This is a genomic window from Collinsella sp. AF23-2, from assembly GCF_003459245.1.
Lineage (GTDB): Bacteria > Actinomycetota > Coriobacteriia > Coriobacteriales > Coriobacteriaceae > Collinsella.
Window position 1 is genome coordinate 13,770 of the sequence record NZ_QRVG01000011.1, and the last position, 17,586, is coordinate 31,355.

Sequence of the window (17,586 nt, forward strand, 5' to 3'; positions counted from 1 at the left end):
AAGTCTCTTGGGTGGAAACGGAAACTGTCTAGCGCATGAACGGGTTGCACATGAGTTCACGCGCCATAGTGGTCGAGGGACCGTGGCCAGTCAAACAAACGGTATCGGGTGGAAGCATGTGGGCGAGCTTGGAGAGCGAGCGCAGAATCGCTGCCTCGTCGCCACCGGCAAGATCGGTGCGGCCGTGGCTGCCCGGGAATAGGGTGTCGCCCACAAAGGCAATGTTCCTCTGCTCAGTGGCGGCGAACAGAACGATGCCGCCCGGTGTGTGCCCGGGCACCTCAATTACCTGCAGGCAAATGTCGCCCAGCTCAATGGTGTCGCCCTCGGCAAGCAGCCGCGTCGGCTCACCTGGATCGGGCGTCTCGATGCCCCACATCGCTCGCTGCTCCTCGATATTCGCATGCGGCACTGCTGCGTCCTTGCCACACAGCTCGTACAGGGCGTCGGCGCCAACGGCGGCCCGAACTCCAGCGACACCGCCAACATGGTCGGCGTGACCGTGCGTGCAAACGGCGCCGAGCACCTGCACATCGGGGTGTTCGGCTCGAATATGCTCCACCAAGCGCTCGCCTTCCCATGCGGGGTCGATAATCACGCACTCATTGTCCGAAATGACAGCATAGCTATTGGTCTGAATGGGACCGTTTACGAGCGTCTCGATCTCGACCGATCCCTTGGGAGTTAAATCCAAGGACACAGCACTCATGCCCCTCTCCTCTCTATAGAACTCGAGGCATCAAACGATGCCTCGAGTGTAGCGAATATCGATAATGTGGCACGTTCGTCGCGACTAAACGCGACGCTTGAGCTGAGCTCCACCCTCACCCGGCATCAGACGGCGTGCGTCATAGACCGAGTCGACACTGCTGATGGAAGCCAGCAGCGGATCCAGACCACTCGCGTCCGAAATCTCGACCATAAAGCGCAGGGTTGCAATACCCTCGCGGTTGGTCGACGTGGCGGCAGAAAGGATATTGCCGCCCGCATCGCCAATGGCAATGGTGACATCCTTGAGAAGGCCCATGCGGTCCAGGCACTCGACCACGATCTCAACCTGGAACAGGGTATCGGCAGCGCCGTCCCACTCAACGTCAATCATGCGCTCGGGGTGTTCCATAAGACCCTTGACGTTGGGGCAGTTGGCACGGTGCACCGAGACGCCGCGGCCGCGCGTGATGAAGCCCACGATATCGTCGCCCGTCACGGGGTTGCAACAATGCGCCAGACGAACCAGCAAGCCGCTGTTGCTCTCGCCCTTGACGATGATACCGTTGCTGGCACTCTTGCCACGCTTTTGGGGCTTGCGGTTGGATCCGCGCGCGGGCTGCTTCACGACCTCGGCAATGGCCTCGGCCTTGGCGAGCTGCTCCTCGGGCTTGGGATCCAAGATCTGCTCGACTTTGTTGCCCACGGCACGCGGGGCGACTTTGCCCGCCCCAACGGCTGCGAACAGGTCCTCGAGCTGCTTGTAGTTAAACTGCTCTGCCACGGCATTGAGCGCACGCGTAGATCGCGGCGTAGAGATGCCGTACCCGCGCTTGCGCAGGTCCTTGGCCAGTATATCGCGGCCGGCGGCAGCGTCATCGTCTTTGGTCGCGGCAGCGAAGTAACGGCGAATCTTCGACTTGGCCGAAGGTGTCTTGACGATCTTGAGCCAATCGCGCGACGGCTTGGAACTCTTATTGGTCAGGATTTCAACGCGGTCGCCCGTCTTGATCTCATGCGTGAGCGGCGCGACCGCACCGTTGATCTTAGCGCCGACGCAGTGGTTGCCCACCTCGGTGTGAACGGCATAGGCAAAGTCGAGCGGCGTGGAGCCGGCACGAAGCGCCATGACCTCGCCCTTGGGCGTAAAGACAAAGATCTCCTGGTCGAAGAGGTCGACCTTCAACGAGTGCAGGTATTCCTTGGCATCGGTAATCTCATCAGACGCTGCCCAATCGAGCGAATGCTTGAGCCAGTTTATCTGGTCGTCCAGACGCTGGGCATCATTGGTCTTTGAAGCAGACGATCCGCCCGACTTCTTGTACAGCCAGTGGGCGGCGATGCCGTACTCGGCCTGCTCGTGCATCTCGTAGGTTCGAATCTGAATCTCGAGCGGACGGGCCGTGGGGCCGATAACCGTCGTATGAAGCGACTGATAGTTATTGACCTTGGGCATGGCGATATAGTCTTTAAAGCGACCGGGCATGGGGTGCCACAGCGTATGCACCGCACCGAGCGTGGAATAGCAATCGCGCACCGAATGAGTGATGACGCGCAGCGCCACCAAGTCATAAATCTCGGAGAATTCCTTGCCTTTGCGCTTCATCTTTTGGTAGATGGACCAATAGTGCTTGGAGCGGCCGTTGATCTGGAAGCCCTCCAGGCCAATGCGGTTGAGTTCATCGGTGAGCGTCTTGATAGTCTCGGCCAGATAGCGCTCGCGAACCTCACGCGACTCTGCCACCATGCGCGCGATGCGCTGGTAGGCGTCGGGCTCCAAATAGAAGAAGGACAGATCCTCGAGCTCCCACTTAATAGAGCTCATGCCCAGGCGGTCGGCCAGGGGCGCGTACACGTCCATAGTCTCGCGTGCCTTAAACAGGCGACGGTCCTCGCGCAGGGCGGCGAGCGTGCGCATATTATGCAGGCGGTCGGCGAGTTTGACGATGATAACGCGGATGTCCTTGGACATGGCGAGGAACATCTTGCGCAGCGTGAGCGCCTGTTTCTCGTCCATGCTGTCGACTTCGATGTTGGTGAGCTTGGTCACGCCATCGACGAGCTCGGCCACCGTATCGCCAAACAGGCCGGAAACATCAGCAAGCGAGGTCTCGGTATCCTCGACGGTATCGTGCAGCAGCGCGGCGCACACCACATCGCAGTCCATCTTGAGATCGGCCAAAATGATGGCCACCTCGACGGGATGGTTGATGTACATCTCACCCGAGCGGCGCTTTTGGTTGCAGTGCTTCTCGGCAGCAAAGCAATAGGCCTGCTCCACCTTAGAAAAGTCGTCCTCATTCATATATTTGAGGCACAGGCGCTCCAGCTTGTCGTAGCTGTCCGCCATAATCTCGGGCGGCAGCTCATCGGCATGCTTATAGTGCTCCATCTCCGAGAACGGCTGGAGGGTGGAATCATGGGCGGTACGGGCTGCGGCATCCATCGAGGTCCCCTTCCCCTAGGCCCGCGGTACGATCGGGCGGTTAACTTTGGCTAGCATATCAGAAGCGCACGAATCGAGCGCCCAACTCCGGAAAGCCGAGAACTCCATGCGCGAACGCAACCCCTCCAAATAGCGAATTGACCTGCTCAATTGCACACGGCCGGGGTTTTCGGCCATCGCGATGCGACGGGTGTCGTCAAACCCCGAAACGCGACAGAAACCAAGCTCTTCGAAGATTCCCAGGCCACTCTCCACCGAGCGCTCGTCGACCGGCGTGCGAGCATCGATGGCAAGGCACATCTGCGCGATGTCGATATCGCTCGCGCTAAAGGAATCGTCCCCGGTCTTGCCGCGGTTGGAGCGCCACATGGTTTGCAGCGCGCGATAGAGCGTGACGAGCTCGTCGCGCTCGGGCGCATAGCAGTCGAGTAGGCGCTCGTTAATGCGGGCGTCGCGCGACGAATAGAGCAGGTGGATCACGGCGGGCTGGCCATCGCGACCGGCGCGGCCGCTCATCTGGTTAAACTCAATCGCGCCAAACGGCATGTGGTAGAGCACGACATGGCGAATATCGGGAAGGTTGACGCCCTCGCCAAAGGCAGAGGTCGAGACGATGCAGCTGAGGCATCCGTCACGAAACGCCTCCTCTACGCGATGGCGGTCGGTGCGCGTAAGGCCCGCGTTGTAAAAGGCGATATGCGACGCGTAGTCGGGAACGCGTTTGCGTAGCGTCTTGGCAAGCGCCACGGACTGATCACGCGAGTTAACGTAGATGACGGTCTTCTCCCCCGTCGCGACGATGGACACCAGGCGGTTTTCGCGGCTCGCAAGATCGCGGTCGTCCTCGAGCCGCAAGTTCTCGCGCACGGTCTCGTCGACCACCGTACGGGTAATCGGCAACACGCGGGCAAGCTCCGCCACGACCGGAGCCGTCGCGGTGGCCGTCGCCGCCATAACGACCGGATCGCCCAGGGCCTTGAGGATGTCGGGCATGTCGAGGTATGCGCTACGGTCGCCGCCCTTGGCAAGACCGGCATGATGCGCCTCGTCGATAACGACAAACCCGATACGACCCGAGCGAGCAAAGCGGTCTCGGTGAATAGACAGGAACTCCGGCGTCGTGAGCACGATGCCGGTGCGGCCCGAAGCCAGGCCGGCAAACACGTCATCGCGCGCTGCCTCCACGGTCTCGCCGGTCAACACGCCCACGCCAATGCCGAGCGCAGCCATCGTCGATGAAAGATGATAGGCCTGGTCGGCAACGAGCGCGCGCAGCGGATAGACAAAGATGCTCGCGCGACCGCGAAGGACCGCCTCGCGTGCGGCGTGCACGTGGAAAATCAGAGACTTACCACGTCCCGTCCCCATAACGGCCAAAACGCTCTGGTGGTCGGCGAGCGCGTCGAGTGCCTCGACCTGCGCGCGATGTGGCTGGTTCGAGCCGATAAAGCTATGGATAAGCGAGCGCGTGAGCTCGGTATAAGAAAGCTGGGCGAGCGTCTCGCGTTTACGCGACTCCAGGCGCGGGCCTAAGTCCGCCGGTTGCACGCCGCGACGAAGCTCGCACGCCGGATCGTCGATATTGGGCGCCGTGGTATCACGCACCAAGACATCCTTGATCATGAGCTTGGGCTTCACGCGTCCCTGCCAATGCTCGGCCACGGCCTCGAATACCAAGTCGACGGCGCTGTCGCAATTGATGAGCCTATCGATCTGCGGCACGCGGAACATGATGGCCGGCACACTCGCGGCGCCATCAGTCGCCACAAAGCGCATGTGCTCGCCGGTTTTGCCCACCACGGCGCGATCGCACATCGTCACGCCCTCGGCCGCCAACAGCGGCACCTTATTGCCCTGGCCAAACGGCTCAAGACGAGAAATCTGCTCGATAGTCTCGATATTTAGCTCGGAGAGGTCAACGGTGGCGGCAACCTCGTCAGTGTCCTCAAAGTCATCGGCGGGAAGCTCCGATAGCACGGCCGAAAGGCGACGACGGAACTCGTCGAGCTTGGACGCCTCGATGGTCACGCCCACCGCACCCGCATGCCCGCCGCGGCGAATCAGCAGATCCGAGCAGCGCTCTACGGCATCGAACAGGTTGACCTTGCCCACCGAGCGGCCCGATCCGCGTGCAACGCCGTCCTCGATCGAAAAGAGCAGCGCCGGCACGTGATAACGGTTGGTCAGACGGCTCGCTACGATACCCTTGACGCCCTCGTGCCAGCCCTCGCCACCCACGACGATTGCGCGACCGCCATCATAAGTCTCCTCGACCTTTGCCATGGCGTCGCGTGTGAGCTCCGCTTCGATCTCGCGGCGCTGACGGTTGATCTCCTCGAGCTCGGCCGCCAGCGCGCTTGCCTCGATAGGATCGCGGGCAAGCAGCAGGTCGAGCGCCAGCTTGGGATCGGCCATGCGACCGGCGGCGTTCAAGCGGGGAATGAGCGAAAACGACAGGCCATCGGCCGTAATGCTAGAGAGGTCGGCCTTGGCGAGCGCTGCCAGCGCGATGTAGCCGGGACGAGCCGTCACGCGCATCTGCTGGATGCCCTCGGCGACCAACGCGCGGTTCTCGGGCGTGAGCGGCATCATGTCGGACACGGTGCCCAGCGCCGCGACCTCTATCAGCGAACGCCAATACGACGGCTTGCCCAAACGCTCGCCCAGAACCTGCACCAGCTTGAGTGCCACGCCGGCACCGGCAAGCTCACGCGAGGGACCCTCGTCCTCGAGCTTGGGGTCGGTCAAGGGCACGCCCTGCGGCACCTGGTCGGAGGGCTCGTGATGGTCCGTGACCACCAAATCGATCCCCAGGCTCTCCAGATAGGAAACCTCTTCCTTGGCGGCAATACCGTTATCGACGGTCACAATCAGGTTGGGTTGGGCGAGCTCGTTGACGCGGTCGAGCGCCGCACGCGACAGGCCGTAGCCCTCGTCAAAGCGATGCGGGATAAACGGCGTGACGTTGGCGCCAAACGAACGTAGCGCCTCGGTCAACAGACAAGTCGACGTAATGCCGTCGACGTCAAAATCGCCAAAGACGGCGATGCGCTCGTGGCTGTGAATAGCACGCTCAACGCGGGCGGCGACGACCGCCATGCCCGGAATAACGAGCGGGTCCGCCCAGTCGCGATCGAGCGAAGGCGTCAAAAACAGTTGGCCTTCTTCGATGGATGTAATGCCGTGCGCGACCATAATGCGCGCCACCAGCCCGGGTATGCCCAAGCCAGCCGAAAGCTCCTTTTCGAGCTCGGGGTTTTGCCGAGCGACCGCCCAGCGATGCGTCGTCTTAAGCGATGACATAGGCGCCCACCCCCGATAGGGGCAGGTCGCCGCGATACCTCTCACGGTTCATAGCGATGAGTCCTCTGTGTATGCCCGCTTCGGCAGGCAGATCTGTTGAACGGATTTATTATACCGTGCAGAGCAGACGCAAATCGCCGCAGCACGCCGCGGTTTCGGTAAACGATGCCGGTAATAGCCTCGAAATATTCGAGCGTTTCTGACGCACGGACGCATGCGAGCGTCTAGCATATCCATTCAAAACGGATTCACGGGCAAAGGGAGTCACAAGCGCATATGAAGCAATGGGTTGGACTGGGCAAGTTTCTCGCGGGGCACATGCAGGTCATCGTTCCGATTTGCGTGGCGCTCGGCGTGCTCTTTCCCCAACAGATTGGCGTACTCAAGCCCATCGTTCCCACCCTGTTTGCCTTTATGACGTTTCAGGGTGCGCTCAGCAACACCTTTCACCAGGTAACCGAGGTGTTCCGCCGTCCGCTGCACCTGGTCTTGGCGTTACTCGTCTCGGCGGTGCTTATCCCTATCGCAGCCTATGCCATGGGATCGTTATTCTTTGGCTCCAACCCCAACCTTGTCTGCGGCATCGTGCTCGAGTACAGCGTACCCGTGGCAGTCACCGCCTTTATGTGGATCAGTATGTTCGGCGGCAACGGCCCGCTCGCGCTCACCATCATCCTGACATCCTCGGTCATCTCGCCCGTCACGATTCCGCTCACGCTTAAGCTCCTGCTGGGTGCCACCGTTGCAATCGATGTTACGGGCATGATGCAGAACATGGCCTTTATGATCGCCATCCCCGCCGTGCTCGGCATCGTGATCAACGAGTTCACGCGCGGATGGGGACACGAGAAACTCTCCCCCGCGCTTTCGCCCGCCTGCAAGTTTATGATGATGGGTGTCATCGCCTCCAACTCCACCGCCATGAGCGAGTACGTGCTACACATGAATGCGGTGCGCCTGGAAGTTGCCCTCTTTATTTTGACCTTCGCCATCAGCGGCTTTGTCGTCGGCATTCTGGTCGCCCGCGCGTTGCACCTGCCGTATAGCGAGACGACCACCATGTGCTTTACCTGCGGCATGCGCAATATCTCTTCGGGCGCCGTCATCGCCACGCAGTATTTTCCCGGCGAGGTCGTGTTTCCCGTCATGTGCGGAACGCTGTTTCAGCAGGTGCTCGCCTCGGTTATCGGACATCTCTTTGAGCGACTGACCGGCGAGGAGCGCGCCAAACAGCGCAAGCGGGTCAAGGCTGGGCGCGACGCGATGGCACGCTAGGCAGCACACTTTTCGCAGGCGCTCGCCTTGCTATACGAGCGTTTCCAGATGCGCGCGTAGGCGCTCAGCATCGATATAGAGCGTGGTCTCGGCATTAACCTGGGCCAGACGATAGCCCACGAAGTAGGGCGATACCACCCAACGTGGCAACGCCTTGGCAATGGTCCGGCCGTCCATGTGGTAGAAGAACAAGTTGTACGACTCCGCGCGACCGCCGTGGTGTTCGTGCAGGATATAGCGCAGGGCCACCTGAATCGCATCGGCAAACAGGTCCGCTTCGGCTTGGTCGCGGGCGTCGTCGCTGGCGGCGATTCCCTGTGGAGCCGAGACGTTGACCTCAAAGAATCCCATGATCGGCTCGGTTGAGATGTTGACCGAGATTCTCCCCTGCCGCCAGACATTGATGCCTTCGAAATTGGCGGAAGTCAGCGAAGCATAGCCGTCTTCCTGCTCCAAACCCACAATCTGCATGTGAGGATGGACGAGGCTGCCGCCCGAAAGCGGGCCTTTGTTCTTGTACATGAGCACGCTGAGGTACTGTTGGGAATCGATCATCTGCTGCCAACAGCCCAGGGCAAACCGCATCACATGATGCAGCTCATCCGGTTCATAGGTCGCCAGGTCGACGTCGTGATTGGCCGACTCGATCAATACGGTCTGACGGGTGGCCCGCAAGGTCTTGAACTTATTCTCGAGCCAGATGCAGTCACCATCGCGCTCGATGATGTTGGCGAGCCCCTCCGTGTCGCAAAAGGGGCACGCGGTGCCAGGGCGACGATTATCGTCGGGCTTACCGTTCGCCTGCTGAACGTCAAATACCAGCGCCACGGGTTATACCTCCAACTGCACGATCTTGGTGCCATGGAGCTCGGAGACGCTCAATGCCGCCGCGACCGCGTCGCGATTTGCCGTAGTAATGCCGCCGCCAGGAAGGATGGTCAAACGATCGCCCGCGTACTCGATTAAACGAGCCAGGTGATCGTAATTATCCTCGATCGACGCACCGGCCGCGCCGCCATGCGTGAGGATGCGCGTAACGCCGCAGTCGGCAAGTGTATCAATCGCATCGAGCTGAGCCTCGGGCGAGAGCTGGTCAAATGCCATGTGGAAGGTGATGTCAAGGGGCTCGCGCTTGCACTCCTCGGTCGCGCAGCCCGTAGCCATAACGAGAGCGCCGAGGGTGAGCTCGTCGAGCGCCCAGCCGCTGGCACAGGGCTTGCAGCAGCCAAAGACCAGGCCGTCAACGCCGGCGCTCACAGCAAGGCCCAGGTCCATCTCCATCATGTGCAGCTCGTCCTGGTTGTAATGAAAGTCGCCACCACGCGGACGAATCATGCACATCACTCGCGCGTCATGCTCGTGAGCGTAACTGACTGTAGCGCTAATAACGCCGGCGGAAGGCGTGGTGCCACCGACGGCGAGGTTGTCACACAGCTCAATGCGCCCCGCACCGGCCTCGATGGCCGCCGGCACTCGCTCAAAGTTCTCGGCACAAAACTCGTACAGCATAGATAGGCCCCCAAAGACAGCAGATGTTTTCCGACGGGCATTGTCACACATCCCCATGAAGTTGCGGTGGAATAGGGACTGCTCTTGGCCTCTGGAGCCCGTATTCAGTCCCTATTTCACCGCAACATAAAGGGGGCAGAACCAAAGTAACGCCGCAGGCAGAGGACCGACAGCGAGCGGGCGCCAGAGCGAACAAATTGGCATGAAAAGAGGGCGGCATAGACCTTCTGGTCATGCCGCCCTCTTTGAATGACAAGTTGTCGCTCTGGCGCCCGCGCAGCGTCGACTGGTCCGCCGTTCGGTAGAACGGCGGAACCGCCTAACCGCCCAGGTAAGCCTTGCGGACGTTGTCGTCGTGCAGGAGCTCTTGGCCGGTGCCGGTCATGGTGATCTTGCCGGTCTCGAGCACGTAGCCGCGCGTGGCGATCGAGAGCGCCATTTGGGCGTTCTGCTCGACCAGAAGCACCGTGGTACCGGCCTTGTGCAGGTCCTCGACAATCTGGAAGATCTGCTCGATCAGGATCGGCGCCAAACCCATGGAGGGTTCATCGAGCATGAGCAGCTTGGGATTGCTCATAAGGGCGCGCCCCATAACGAGCATCTGCTGTTCGCCGCCCGAAAGGGTGCCGGCCACCTGGCGACGGCGTTCCTTCAGGCGCGGGAACTGCTCGTAGACGCGCTCAAGGCCCGGAGCAACCGTGGACTTGGGCTGCGTATAGGCACCCATCTCCAGGTTCTCCTCAACCGTCATCTGCAAAAAGGCGCGACGGCCTTCGGGAACCTGAGCCAGGCCCTTACCAACCAGCTTGTCGGCGGGCGTATGGGTAATGTCCTCGCCCATAAACTTGATGGAGCCGGTCTTAGAGCGTAGCAGGCCCGAGACGGTCTTGAGCGTCGTGGACTTACCGGCACCGTTCGCGCCGATCAGAGCCACGATCTCGCCCTCGTTAACGTTAAAGGAGATGTCCTTGATGGCGTGGATAGCGCCGTACCAGACGTTGATGTTGTAGACGGAAAGCATCGGCTCTGCCATTTAGTTCTCCCCCTTATCCTGCTTGCCCAGATACGCCTCGATAACGGCGTCGTTGTTCTGGATTTCCTCTGCCGTGCCCTTGGCGATGACCTTACCAAAGTTGAGCACGCAGATGCCCTCGCAGATGTTCATGACGAGCGACATGTCGTGCTCGATAAGCATGATGGCAATGCCAAAGGTGTCGCGGATCTTGACGATGTTCTCCATGAGCTCGGCGGTCTCGGACGGGTTCATGCCGGCGGCAGGCTCGTCGAGCAGCAGTAGCTTGGGGTTGGTGACAAGCGCGCGGACGATCTCCAGACGCCGCTGAGCGCCGTAAGGCAGCGATCCGGCCTGCTCGTTTGCCAGATGCTCCATATCAAAGATGGACAGTAGTTCCATGGCGCGCTCGTGGGCGGCCTTCTCGTGCTTCCAATACGTCGGCAGGCGTAGCACGCCCTCAAAGCCGGAGTAGCGCTCCTGGTTGTGCAGGCCGACCTTAACGTTATCCTCCACCGTCATGGTGTTGAACAGGCGGATGTTCTGGAACGTACGGGCGATACCCATACGGTTGACCTGGTAGACGGACTTGCCCGAGGTGTCCTCACCGTCGAGCAGGATGGTACCGTGCGTGGGCTGGTACACCTTGGTGAGCAGGTTGAAGACCGTGGTCTTACCGGCACCGTTGGGACCGATCAGACCGGCGATCTCGGTCTTACCGATGGTCAGGCTAAAGTCGTCGACTGCCTTAAGGCCGCCAAATTCAATGCCCAAGTGGATGCACTCGAGCGCCGGGCGCTGGCCCAGGTCGCGGTCGGGAACGATGGCGCCAGAAGGATACGGGACCATCTTGCCCTTGTTGAACTCAAACTTACTGGGCATCGGCTGCCACCTCCTTCTTGGAAGCAAAGCGATCCTTAATGCGTGCGAAGAACGCCTTGAGCTGCGGGTTGTTAGTAAAGACCATGACCAGAATCAACACGATGGCGTAGATGAGCATGCGGTAGTCCGAGAACTGACGGAGCAGCTCGGGAAGTACCGTGAGCAACGCCGCTGCGATGACGGAGCCGCGCATATTGCCCAGACCGCCCAGGACCACGAACACCAGGATGAGGATGGACGTGTTGAAGTCGAACTTGGTGGCGGAGAGCTGCGAGAAGTTACCGCCGAAGAGAGCTCCGGCAGCACCGGCGAGGGCAGCGGAAACCACGAAGGCGATCATGCGGTACTCGGTGACGGAGATGCCTACGGACTCGGCTGCAATCTTATTATCGCGCACGGCCATAATGGCACGGCCGGTACGGCTGCGAACCAGGTTGAGCACGATCACGAGTGCAACCATAACCAGGATGGCACCGGCGAGGAAGGTCGAGTACGTCGACACGCCCGAGGCGCCCTGGGCGCCCTTGATGATGGCGGTGCCGTCCTCGAGCAGGTGCAGGTCGTCGATCGTAGAGTTGCCCGTGATGTTAAAAATCACGTGCAGGCCGCGGGAATCGACGCCCACAATGAGGCAGGTGACGATCTCTTTGATAATCTCGCCAAAGGCCAGCGTCACGATAGCCAGGTAATCGCCGCTCAGGCGAAGGACCGGGATGCCGATCAAGAAGCCCAGGATAGCGGCAGCGATGGCGCCGACCACAATGCTGATGACAAGACGTATTGGATCGGAGGGAACGGCACTCTCGAGGGCGACAGCGGTAACGATGCCCGTATAGGCGCCGACGCTCATAAAGCCCGCGTGGCCCAGCGACAAGTCGCCCGCGATGCCGACAACGAGGTTGAGCGAGATGGCCATGACGATATAGGCCGTGATGGGAACCAGCTGACCGGCGATCATGCGCGGGATCATATGGTTGGACTGCATAAAGAACACGATGGCAAATGCCACGATGCACATGGCGTACGTAACAAAGTCGTGACGCGTCTGCTTGTCTTTAAGAAACTTCATAACGCTCACCTACACCTTCTCGGGGACGTACTTGCCCAAGAGGCCGGCAGGCTTGACGAGCAGGACGATGATCAAAACACCAAAGACGATGGAGTTGGCAAGGCTCGTGGAAATGTAGGCCTGCGCCATCGCCTCGATGATGCCGATGAGAATGCCACCGACAAAGGCGCCGGGGATGGAGCCGATACCGCCGAAGACGGCGGCGTCGAAGGCCTTGATGCCAGGCATGGCACCCGTCGTGGGCTGCAGCACCGGCGAGTAGGAGCACAGCAGCACACCGGCGATGGCGGCAAGGGCAGAGCCGATGGCAAACGTCATCGAGATGGTGCGGTTGACGTTGATGCCCATGAGCTGAGCGGCGGCCTTGTCCTCGGACACGGCGCGCATGGCTTTGCCCATCTTGGTCTTACCTGTAAAGAACATCAGGCCGGCCATGATAACCAGACAGGCGACGATGGTGACGAGCGATACGGCGCTCACGTTGAACTTGGCCAAGAACTCCGGCACCGGGAAGGTGACGAGCGAAGTGAAGTTCTTGGGCGTGGCGCCCCACAGAAGCTGCGCGGCATTCTGCAGGAAGTAGGACACGCCGATGGCCGTGATCAAAACGGCCAGCGGGCCTGCTTGGCGCAGCGGCTTATAGGCCAGACCCTCAATGAGAACACCGAGAACCGTGCAGGCCACGCAAGAGAGAATTACAGATGCCCAGCCCGGGAGGCCGAGATACGACGTGGCGCAGAACGAGACATAGGCACCGACCATGATGACGTCGCCGTGAGCGAAGTTCAGCATCTTGGCGATACCGTAGACCATGGTGTAGCCCAACGCGATGATGGCGTAGACGCTGCCCATGGACAGGCCGTTGACCAGGTATTGGATAAAGACCGTCATGTTCCACATCCCCCTTTCGAATAGGTTTCCAGTTGATGTATGAAACAGGGACGTTACACTGTCCCTAGATACCAAGCAAGCAGGGAAGGCCAAAACCTCCCCTGCTTGGGATCAAAACCGCTCTATGTAAGGCGGTCTATTAGGCCTGTACGTACTTGCCATCGGTGATAACGTACGCCGTGGGGTCCTTCTGGACCTGACCCTTATCGTTCCAGGTGAGCTTGCCGGTCAGACCGTCAACGGTAATCTTGAGCATAGCCTTGGGCAGCTTCTCGGCGACCTCGGTCGGGTCGGCGTCGACACCAAGACCGGCCTCCTTGAGGGCCTCGGCCACCGCGTGCACGCCATCGTAGGCGTCGGCGGCAAACTGGTCGGGGGTATCGCCGTACTTATCCTTGTAAGCGTTGACGAAGTCGGCGTTCTTCTCGTCGTCGGCGGAGAACGGGGTCATGAGCAGCAGACCCTCGGCAAGAGAAGTGTCGAAGCCCTCAACGCCCAGGATGCCGTCCATGCCGTCGCAGCCCATCATCTTGACGTCGTAGCCCATGTCCTTGGCGTTCTTGAGCAGGACGGACGCCGGCGTGTAGTAGATCGGCGCAAAGATCATGGTGGCGCCTGCCTGCTTGGCCTTGGTCAGCTGGTTGGTAAAGCTCGTGGCGGAGTCGTCCTTAAAGGTCTCCTCGTCGACAATCTCAAGCTTAGACTTAGCGGCCTGGGCCTTAAAGGAATCTGCGATGCCCGAAGAATAGGCGTCGCCGGAGTTATAGAACAGCACGAACTTCTCGTTCGCATACTTCTCTGCCAGGAACTTGGCAGCGTTGACACCTTGGTTGGGGTCGGTAAAGCAAACCTGGAAGACGCAATCCTTGCCCTTGGTAACGTCCTCGGAGGACGCAGACGGGGTGATCATGAACGTCTCGGGGTCGTTGCCGCACTCGGCGGCAACGGCGACCGACGCACCCGTGGTGGTCGGACCGACGAGGGCCTGCATGCCCCAGTCGAGCAGGGTGTTGAAGGCGTTGACGGCCTTCTCACCGTCAGCCTGGTCGTCCTCGGCCTTGCTGACAAGCGGCAGCTCCTTAGTCGAGAAATCCTTGCAGCCAAGCTCGACAGCCTGTGTAACGGACTTGCCGTAGGACGCGTTGGCGCCGGTCAGCGGGCCGATGGTGCCGATCTTAAACGAAGCGTCGCCCGACGCGGAACCGCTGTCGCCGCCGTTGGAGGAGCAGCCAGCTAGAATGGACATCGCCCCCAGACCTGCTGCGCTCGCGATAACGCTCCTGCGATTCATAACAGGGTTCAATGACTTACCGGTGAGGCTCGACATGCGGCTCTCCTCTCAAATCTCGTCGGGTTTCGGTTACCCGACAGGCCATCCTTCGCCGTGTTCGGCGTTCGCAAAATAGTAGACGCTTTAGTTAGGAAAAGTGGCGAATATTTCAACTTTTCTTTGGATTTGTTCATTTATCCATATTTCTGCGTATTTCTATTTTTTTATGCAGTAATGCCACTTTATTGTGTAAAAGTAATGTTTCCATTCTGTTACAAGCGCCCTTGCCCTGATTAAAACAGCCTCACCGGTCGCGTTTTGTACGCACCTAGGCGGCGATGTACTTGCCGTCCTGAATCACATAGGCCGTAGCGGGCTTTTCAACCTGCCCTTTGTCGTTCCACGTCAGCTCGCCCGTCAGGCCCTCGATTTTGATCTTGCGCATGGCCTTGGCAAGGTCGCCGGCAATGTCGGCGCCGTCGGCCGTAATGTCGATGTCTGCCTTATCGATAGCCTCGACAATCGCATGGACGCAGTCATAGGCATCGGCGGCGAACTGGTTGGGCGTCTCGTCGTAGGCGTCCTTATAGGCCTTGACGAAGTCGGCGTTCTTCTCATCGTCGGCAGAGAACGGGGTCATGAGCAGCACGCCCTCGGCAAGAGAGGTATCGAAGCCCTCAACGGAGAGCAGACCGTCCATGCCGTCGGTGCCCATGAGGGTCATGTCGTAGCCCATGTCCTTGGCGTTCTTGAGCAGGACGGACGCCGGCGTGTAGTAGATCGGCGCAAAGATAAGCGTGGCGCCGGCCTCCTTGGCCTTGGTGAGCTGGTTGGTAAAGCTCGTGGAAGAGTCGTCCTTAAAGGTCTCGGTATCGACGATGTCGAGCTTGGATGCCTTGGCCTGCTCGGCAAAAGCGTCGGCAACGCCCGAGCTATACGTATCGCCGGAGTTGTAGAACAGGGCGATCTTGGCGTCTGCATACTTCTCGGCCAAGAACTTCGCGGCGCTGGCACCCATGGTGGGATCGGTGAAGCAAACCTGAAAGACCGTTGTCTTATCCTTGGTCACGTCGAGCGACGAGGCCGAAGGCGTGACCATGAGCATATCGTCGGCAATCTCGCCCGAGACGGCGACGGCAGCACCGGTGGTGACGGGGCCGAGGAGCGCCTGCATGCCCCAGTCGCACAACGTATTGAAGGCGTTGATGGCCTTCTCGCCGTCGGCGACATCGTCCTCGGACTTAAGCGAGAGCTTGAGGTCATTGGTCGAGAAATCCTTGGCGGCGAGCTTGGCGCCCTTCTCGGCCGAGACGCCATAGGTTGCCGCGGCGCCGGTCAGAGGGCCGATAACGCCAATCTTGAAGGTCTTGCCGTCATCGGCGGAGCCGCCGTCCGAGCCACCCGACGAACAACCAGCGAGTGCCGCGGTGCTGCCGAGCGCCGCGGCGCCGGCGAGAAAGTTCCTTCGGCTGAGCGTGCTGTTGATGTTGAACATGGTGTCCCCCTTTTTCGCTGGCCGCAGTGCGGCCGTCTTGCGGTACGGGGCAAACCTTATGGCGCAAACGTTGACAGTTTGTTACGGAGTTCCGTTTGTAGCGAGCATGTTTCCAATGTTTCCGCAGCGTTTCGGGGGTGCCGTTTTGTGCGACTCCTGTTGCCTGGCGAGCACGCGCCCTCGGTTCACGCTAGAATGCACTCAACCTTTAAGCGGTTAATCCATCCATAAGATGCACGAAGGAGCTATCTATGAGCGAATCCCTGCGCACCGTGAACGTCGGTCTGATCGGTCTGGGAACCGTCGGCGGCGGCGTGGCCCGTCTGATCAAGAGCCACCACGATGAGTACCTGGCAGCCTACGGCATCGACCTTAAGCTGACCCGCGCCTGCGCGCTTGCCTGGGAGCAGGCCGAGGCAGCCGGTATTGAGCACGAGGCCTTTACGAGTGACTGGCATGACGTCGTCACCGACCCCGCCGTCGACATCGTCGTCGAGCTGATTGGCGGCGAGCACCCCGCGACCGAGATCTTCACCACCGCCTTTGAGCACGGCAAGCACGTCGTCTCTGCCAACAAGGCCCTGCTGGGCCGTCATGTCGAGACGCTCGCCGAGAAGGCGCGCGCGTGCGGCGTGCAGATTAAGTGCGAGGCCAGCTGCGGCGGCGGCATCCCCATCGTGAGCACGCTCGAGCACGACCTGGTGGGCAACAAGATCCTGACCATCGCCGGCATTCTCAACGGTACCACCAACTATATCCTGTCCCGCATGGACGCCGAGGGCGCCGATTACGCCGACGTACTTGCCGACGCGCAGGCCAAGGGCTATGCCGAGGCCGACCCGTCCGCCGACGTCGACGGCTTCGATGCCGCCAGCAAGACGGCCATCCTCGCCTCCATCGGCTTTGGCACCCGCGTTACCACCGATGATGTGTACCAGCAGGGTATCCGCACCATCGGCGCCGAGGACATCGCCCAGGCCCGCGAGCTCGGCTACACCATCAAGCTGCTCGGCATCGCCCGCAACACCGACGCCGGCGTCGACGTTCGCGTGCATCCCACGCTCATCCCGGCAGACCATATGCTTGCCAAGGTCAACGGCGCCATGAACGCCGTCTACGTGGTAGGCGACGCCGTGGGCGAGACCATGTTCTACGGCGCGGGCGCAGGCTCCTTCCCCACCGCGAGCGCCGTCGTGGGCGATATCCTGTCGCTCTCCGAGCAGATCAGCCGCGGCGTGGCTCCGCTGCCCGAGATTGAGCCCTATGGCCACAACCTCACCTTTAAGCCCATGGACGAGCTCCAGACCAAGTACTATGTGCGTCTGAAAGTCGCCGACCGCGTGGGCGCCCTGTCCGAGACGGTCGACATCTTTGCCAAGCACAACATCTCGATCTCGCTCATCAACCAGGTCGAGGACGGCAAATCGGGCGTCAGCGATGCCTGCTCGGTCATCTTCCTGACGCACCGCGCGCTCGAGAAGGACGTCCACGCAGCCGCCGCCGAGCTTGCCAGCGTCGGCTGCGTGGCCGAGGTCGCCAACGTCCTGCGCATCGAGGACGTTGAGGCTTGGACCGAAGGCGTCATGGCGAACTAGCCCAACGCTCGCCTAGCAATACGCGCCTTGAGGGCTCCCGTCCGATGTGGGATGGGAGCCCTTTTGTCACCTGCCCTAAGCACAACGGCAAAGCACATTTGCGCGAGCCGCTCATCGGTAACGCGGGCTAC

The 17,586-nt window shown here is 60.5% G+C and carries 13 protein-coding genes; 2 read left to right on the forward strand and 11 right to left on the reverse strand.

Annotated features, from left to right (window positions below; all coding sequences use genetic code 11):
- Nucleotides 1–28 precede the first annotated feature (28 nt).
- The 3 genes from DWY03_RS05810 to recJ form a co-directional block, all read right to left on the reverse strand.
- A complete protein-coding gene (locus DWY03_RS05810; RefSeq protein ID WP_117655172.1) occupies nt 29–709 on the reverse strand; it encodes an MBL fold metallo-hydrolase in 681 nt (226 codons plus the stop codon).
- An 84-nt stretch (nt 710–793) separates the two neighbouring features.
- On the reverse strand, nt 794–3,154 hold the full coding sequence (locus DWY03_RS05815) for a bifunctional (p)ppGpp synthetase/guanosine-3',5'-bis(diphosphate) 3'-pyrophosphohydrolase (protein ID WP_117840145.1): 2,361 nt from the start codon (nt 3,152–3,154) through the stop codon (nt 794–796).
- A gap of 15 nt (nt 3,155–3,169) precedes the next feature.
- Nucleotides 3,170–6,457, reverse strand: coding sequence for a single-stranded-DNA-specific exonuclease RecJ (gene recJ / locus DWY03_RS05820; protein ID WP_117840146.1), 3,288 nt, complete (start codon nt 6,455–6,457; stop codon nt 3,170–3,172).
- Nucleotides 6,458–6,733: 276 nt separating this feature from the next.
- Between recJ and DWY03_RS05825 the strand changes: the two genes are divergently transcribed.
- The gene (locus DWY03_RS05825; RefSeq protein WP_117640564.1) at nt 6,734–7,732 is read left to right on the forward strand and encodes a bile acid:sodium symporter family protein; all 999 of its coding nucleotides are present in this window, start codon (nt 6,734–6,736) and stop codon (nt 7,730–7,732) included.
- A gap of 30 nt (nt 7,733–7,762) precedes the next feature.
- Here DWY03_RS05825 and DWY03_RS05830 read toward each other — a convergent pair whose 3' ends face one another.
- From DWY03_RS05830 to DWY03_RS05865, 8 genes are all read right to left on the reverse strand, one after another.
- Complete coding sequence (locus tag DWY03_RS05830) at nt 7,763–8,560, reverse strand: DUF4931 domain-containing protein (protein WP_117840147.1); 798 nt, start codon at nt 8,558–8,560, stop codon at nt 7,763–7,765.
- Between the two features lie 3 nt (nt 8,561–8,563).
- Nucleotides 8,564–9,241 (reverse strand): copper homeostasis protein CutC, encoded by a 678-nt coding sequence (locus tag DWY03_RS05835; protein ID WP_117840148.1) that lies wholly within the window; start codon nt 9,239–9,241, stop codon nt 8,564–8,566.
- Nucleotides 9,242–9,560: 319 nt separating this feature from the next.
- Nucleotides 9,561–10,262 carry an ABC transporter ATP-binding protein gene (locus DWY03_RS05840; RefSeq protein WP_035137222.1) on the reverse strand — a complete coding sequence of 234 codons (702 nt, stop codon included), beginning with the start codon at nt 10,260–10,262 and terminating at the stop codon, nt 9,561–9,563.
- 12 nt (nt 10,263–10,274) lie between these two features.
- Nucleotides 10,275–11,135: an ABC transporter ATP-binding protein gene (locus tag DWY03_RS05845; RefSeq protein WP_117840149.1), complete on the reverse strand. Its 861-nt coding sequence runs from the start codon at nt 11,133–11,135 to the stop codon at nt 10,275–10,277.
- Nucleotides 11,125–12,204 (reverse strand): branched-chain amino acid ABC transporter permease, encoded by a 1,080-nt coding sequence (locus tag DWY03_RS05850; protein ID WP_117840150.1) that lies wholly within the window; start codon nt 12,202–12,204, stop codon nt 11,125–11,127. The genes DWY03_RS05845 and DWY03_RS05850 overlap by 11 nt, the downstream gene beginning before the upstream one ends.
- A gap of 9 nt (nt 12,205–12,213) precedes the next feature.
- The gene (locus DWY03_RS05855; RefSeq protein ID WP_117757685.1) at nt 12,214–13,095 is read right to left on the reverse strand and encodes a branched-chain amino acid ABC transporter permease; all 882 of its coding nucleotides are present in this window, start codon (nt 13,093–13,095) and stop codon (nt 12,214–12,216) included.
- 139 nt (nt 13,096–13,234) lie between these two features.
- Nucleotides 13,235–14,422 carry an ABC transporter substrate-binding protein gene (locus tag DWY03_RS05860; RefSeq protein ID WP_117840151.1) on the reverse strand — a complete coding sequence of 396 codons (1,188 nt, stop codon included), beginning with the start codon at nt 14,420–14,422 and terminating at the stop codon, nt 13,235–13,237.
- Nucleotides 14,423–14,693: 271 nt separating this feature from the next.
- Nucleotides 14,694–15,860, reverse strand: a complete 1,167-nt coding sequence (locus DWY03_RS05865) for an ABC transporter substrate-binding protein (RefSeq protein ID WP_117840152.1) — start codon at nt 15,858–15,860, stop codon at nt 14,694–14,696.
- Nucleotides 15,861–16,111: 251 nt separating this feature from the next.
- Between DWY03_RS05865 and DWY03_RS05870 the strand changes: the two genes are divergently transcribed.
- Entirely contained in the window at nt 16,112–17,455 is a 1,344-nt protein-coding gene (locus tag DWY03_RS05870; protein WP_117840153.1) for a homoserine dehydrogenase, read from the forward strand.
- The last annotated feature ends 131 nt before the right edge of the window (nt 17,456–17,586 follow it).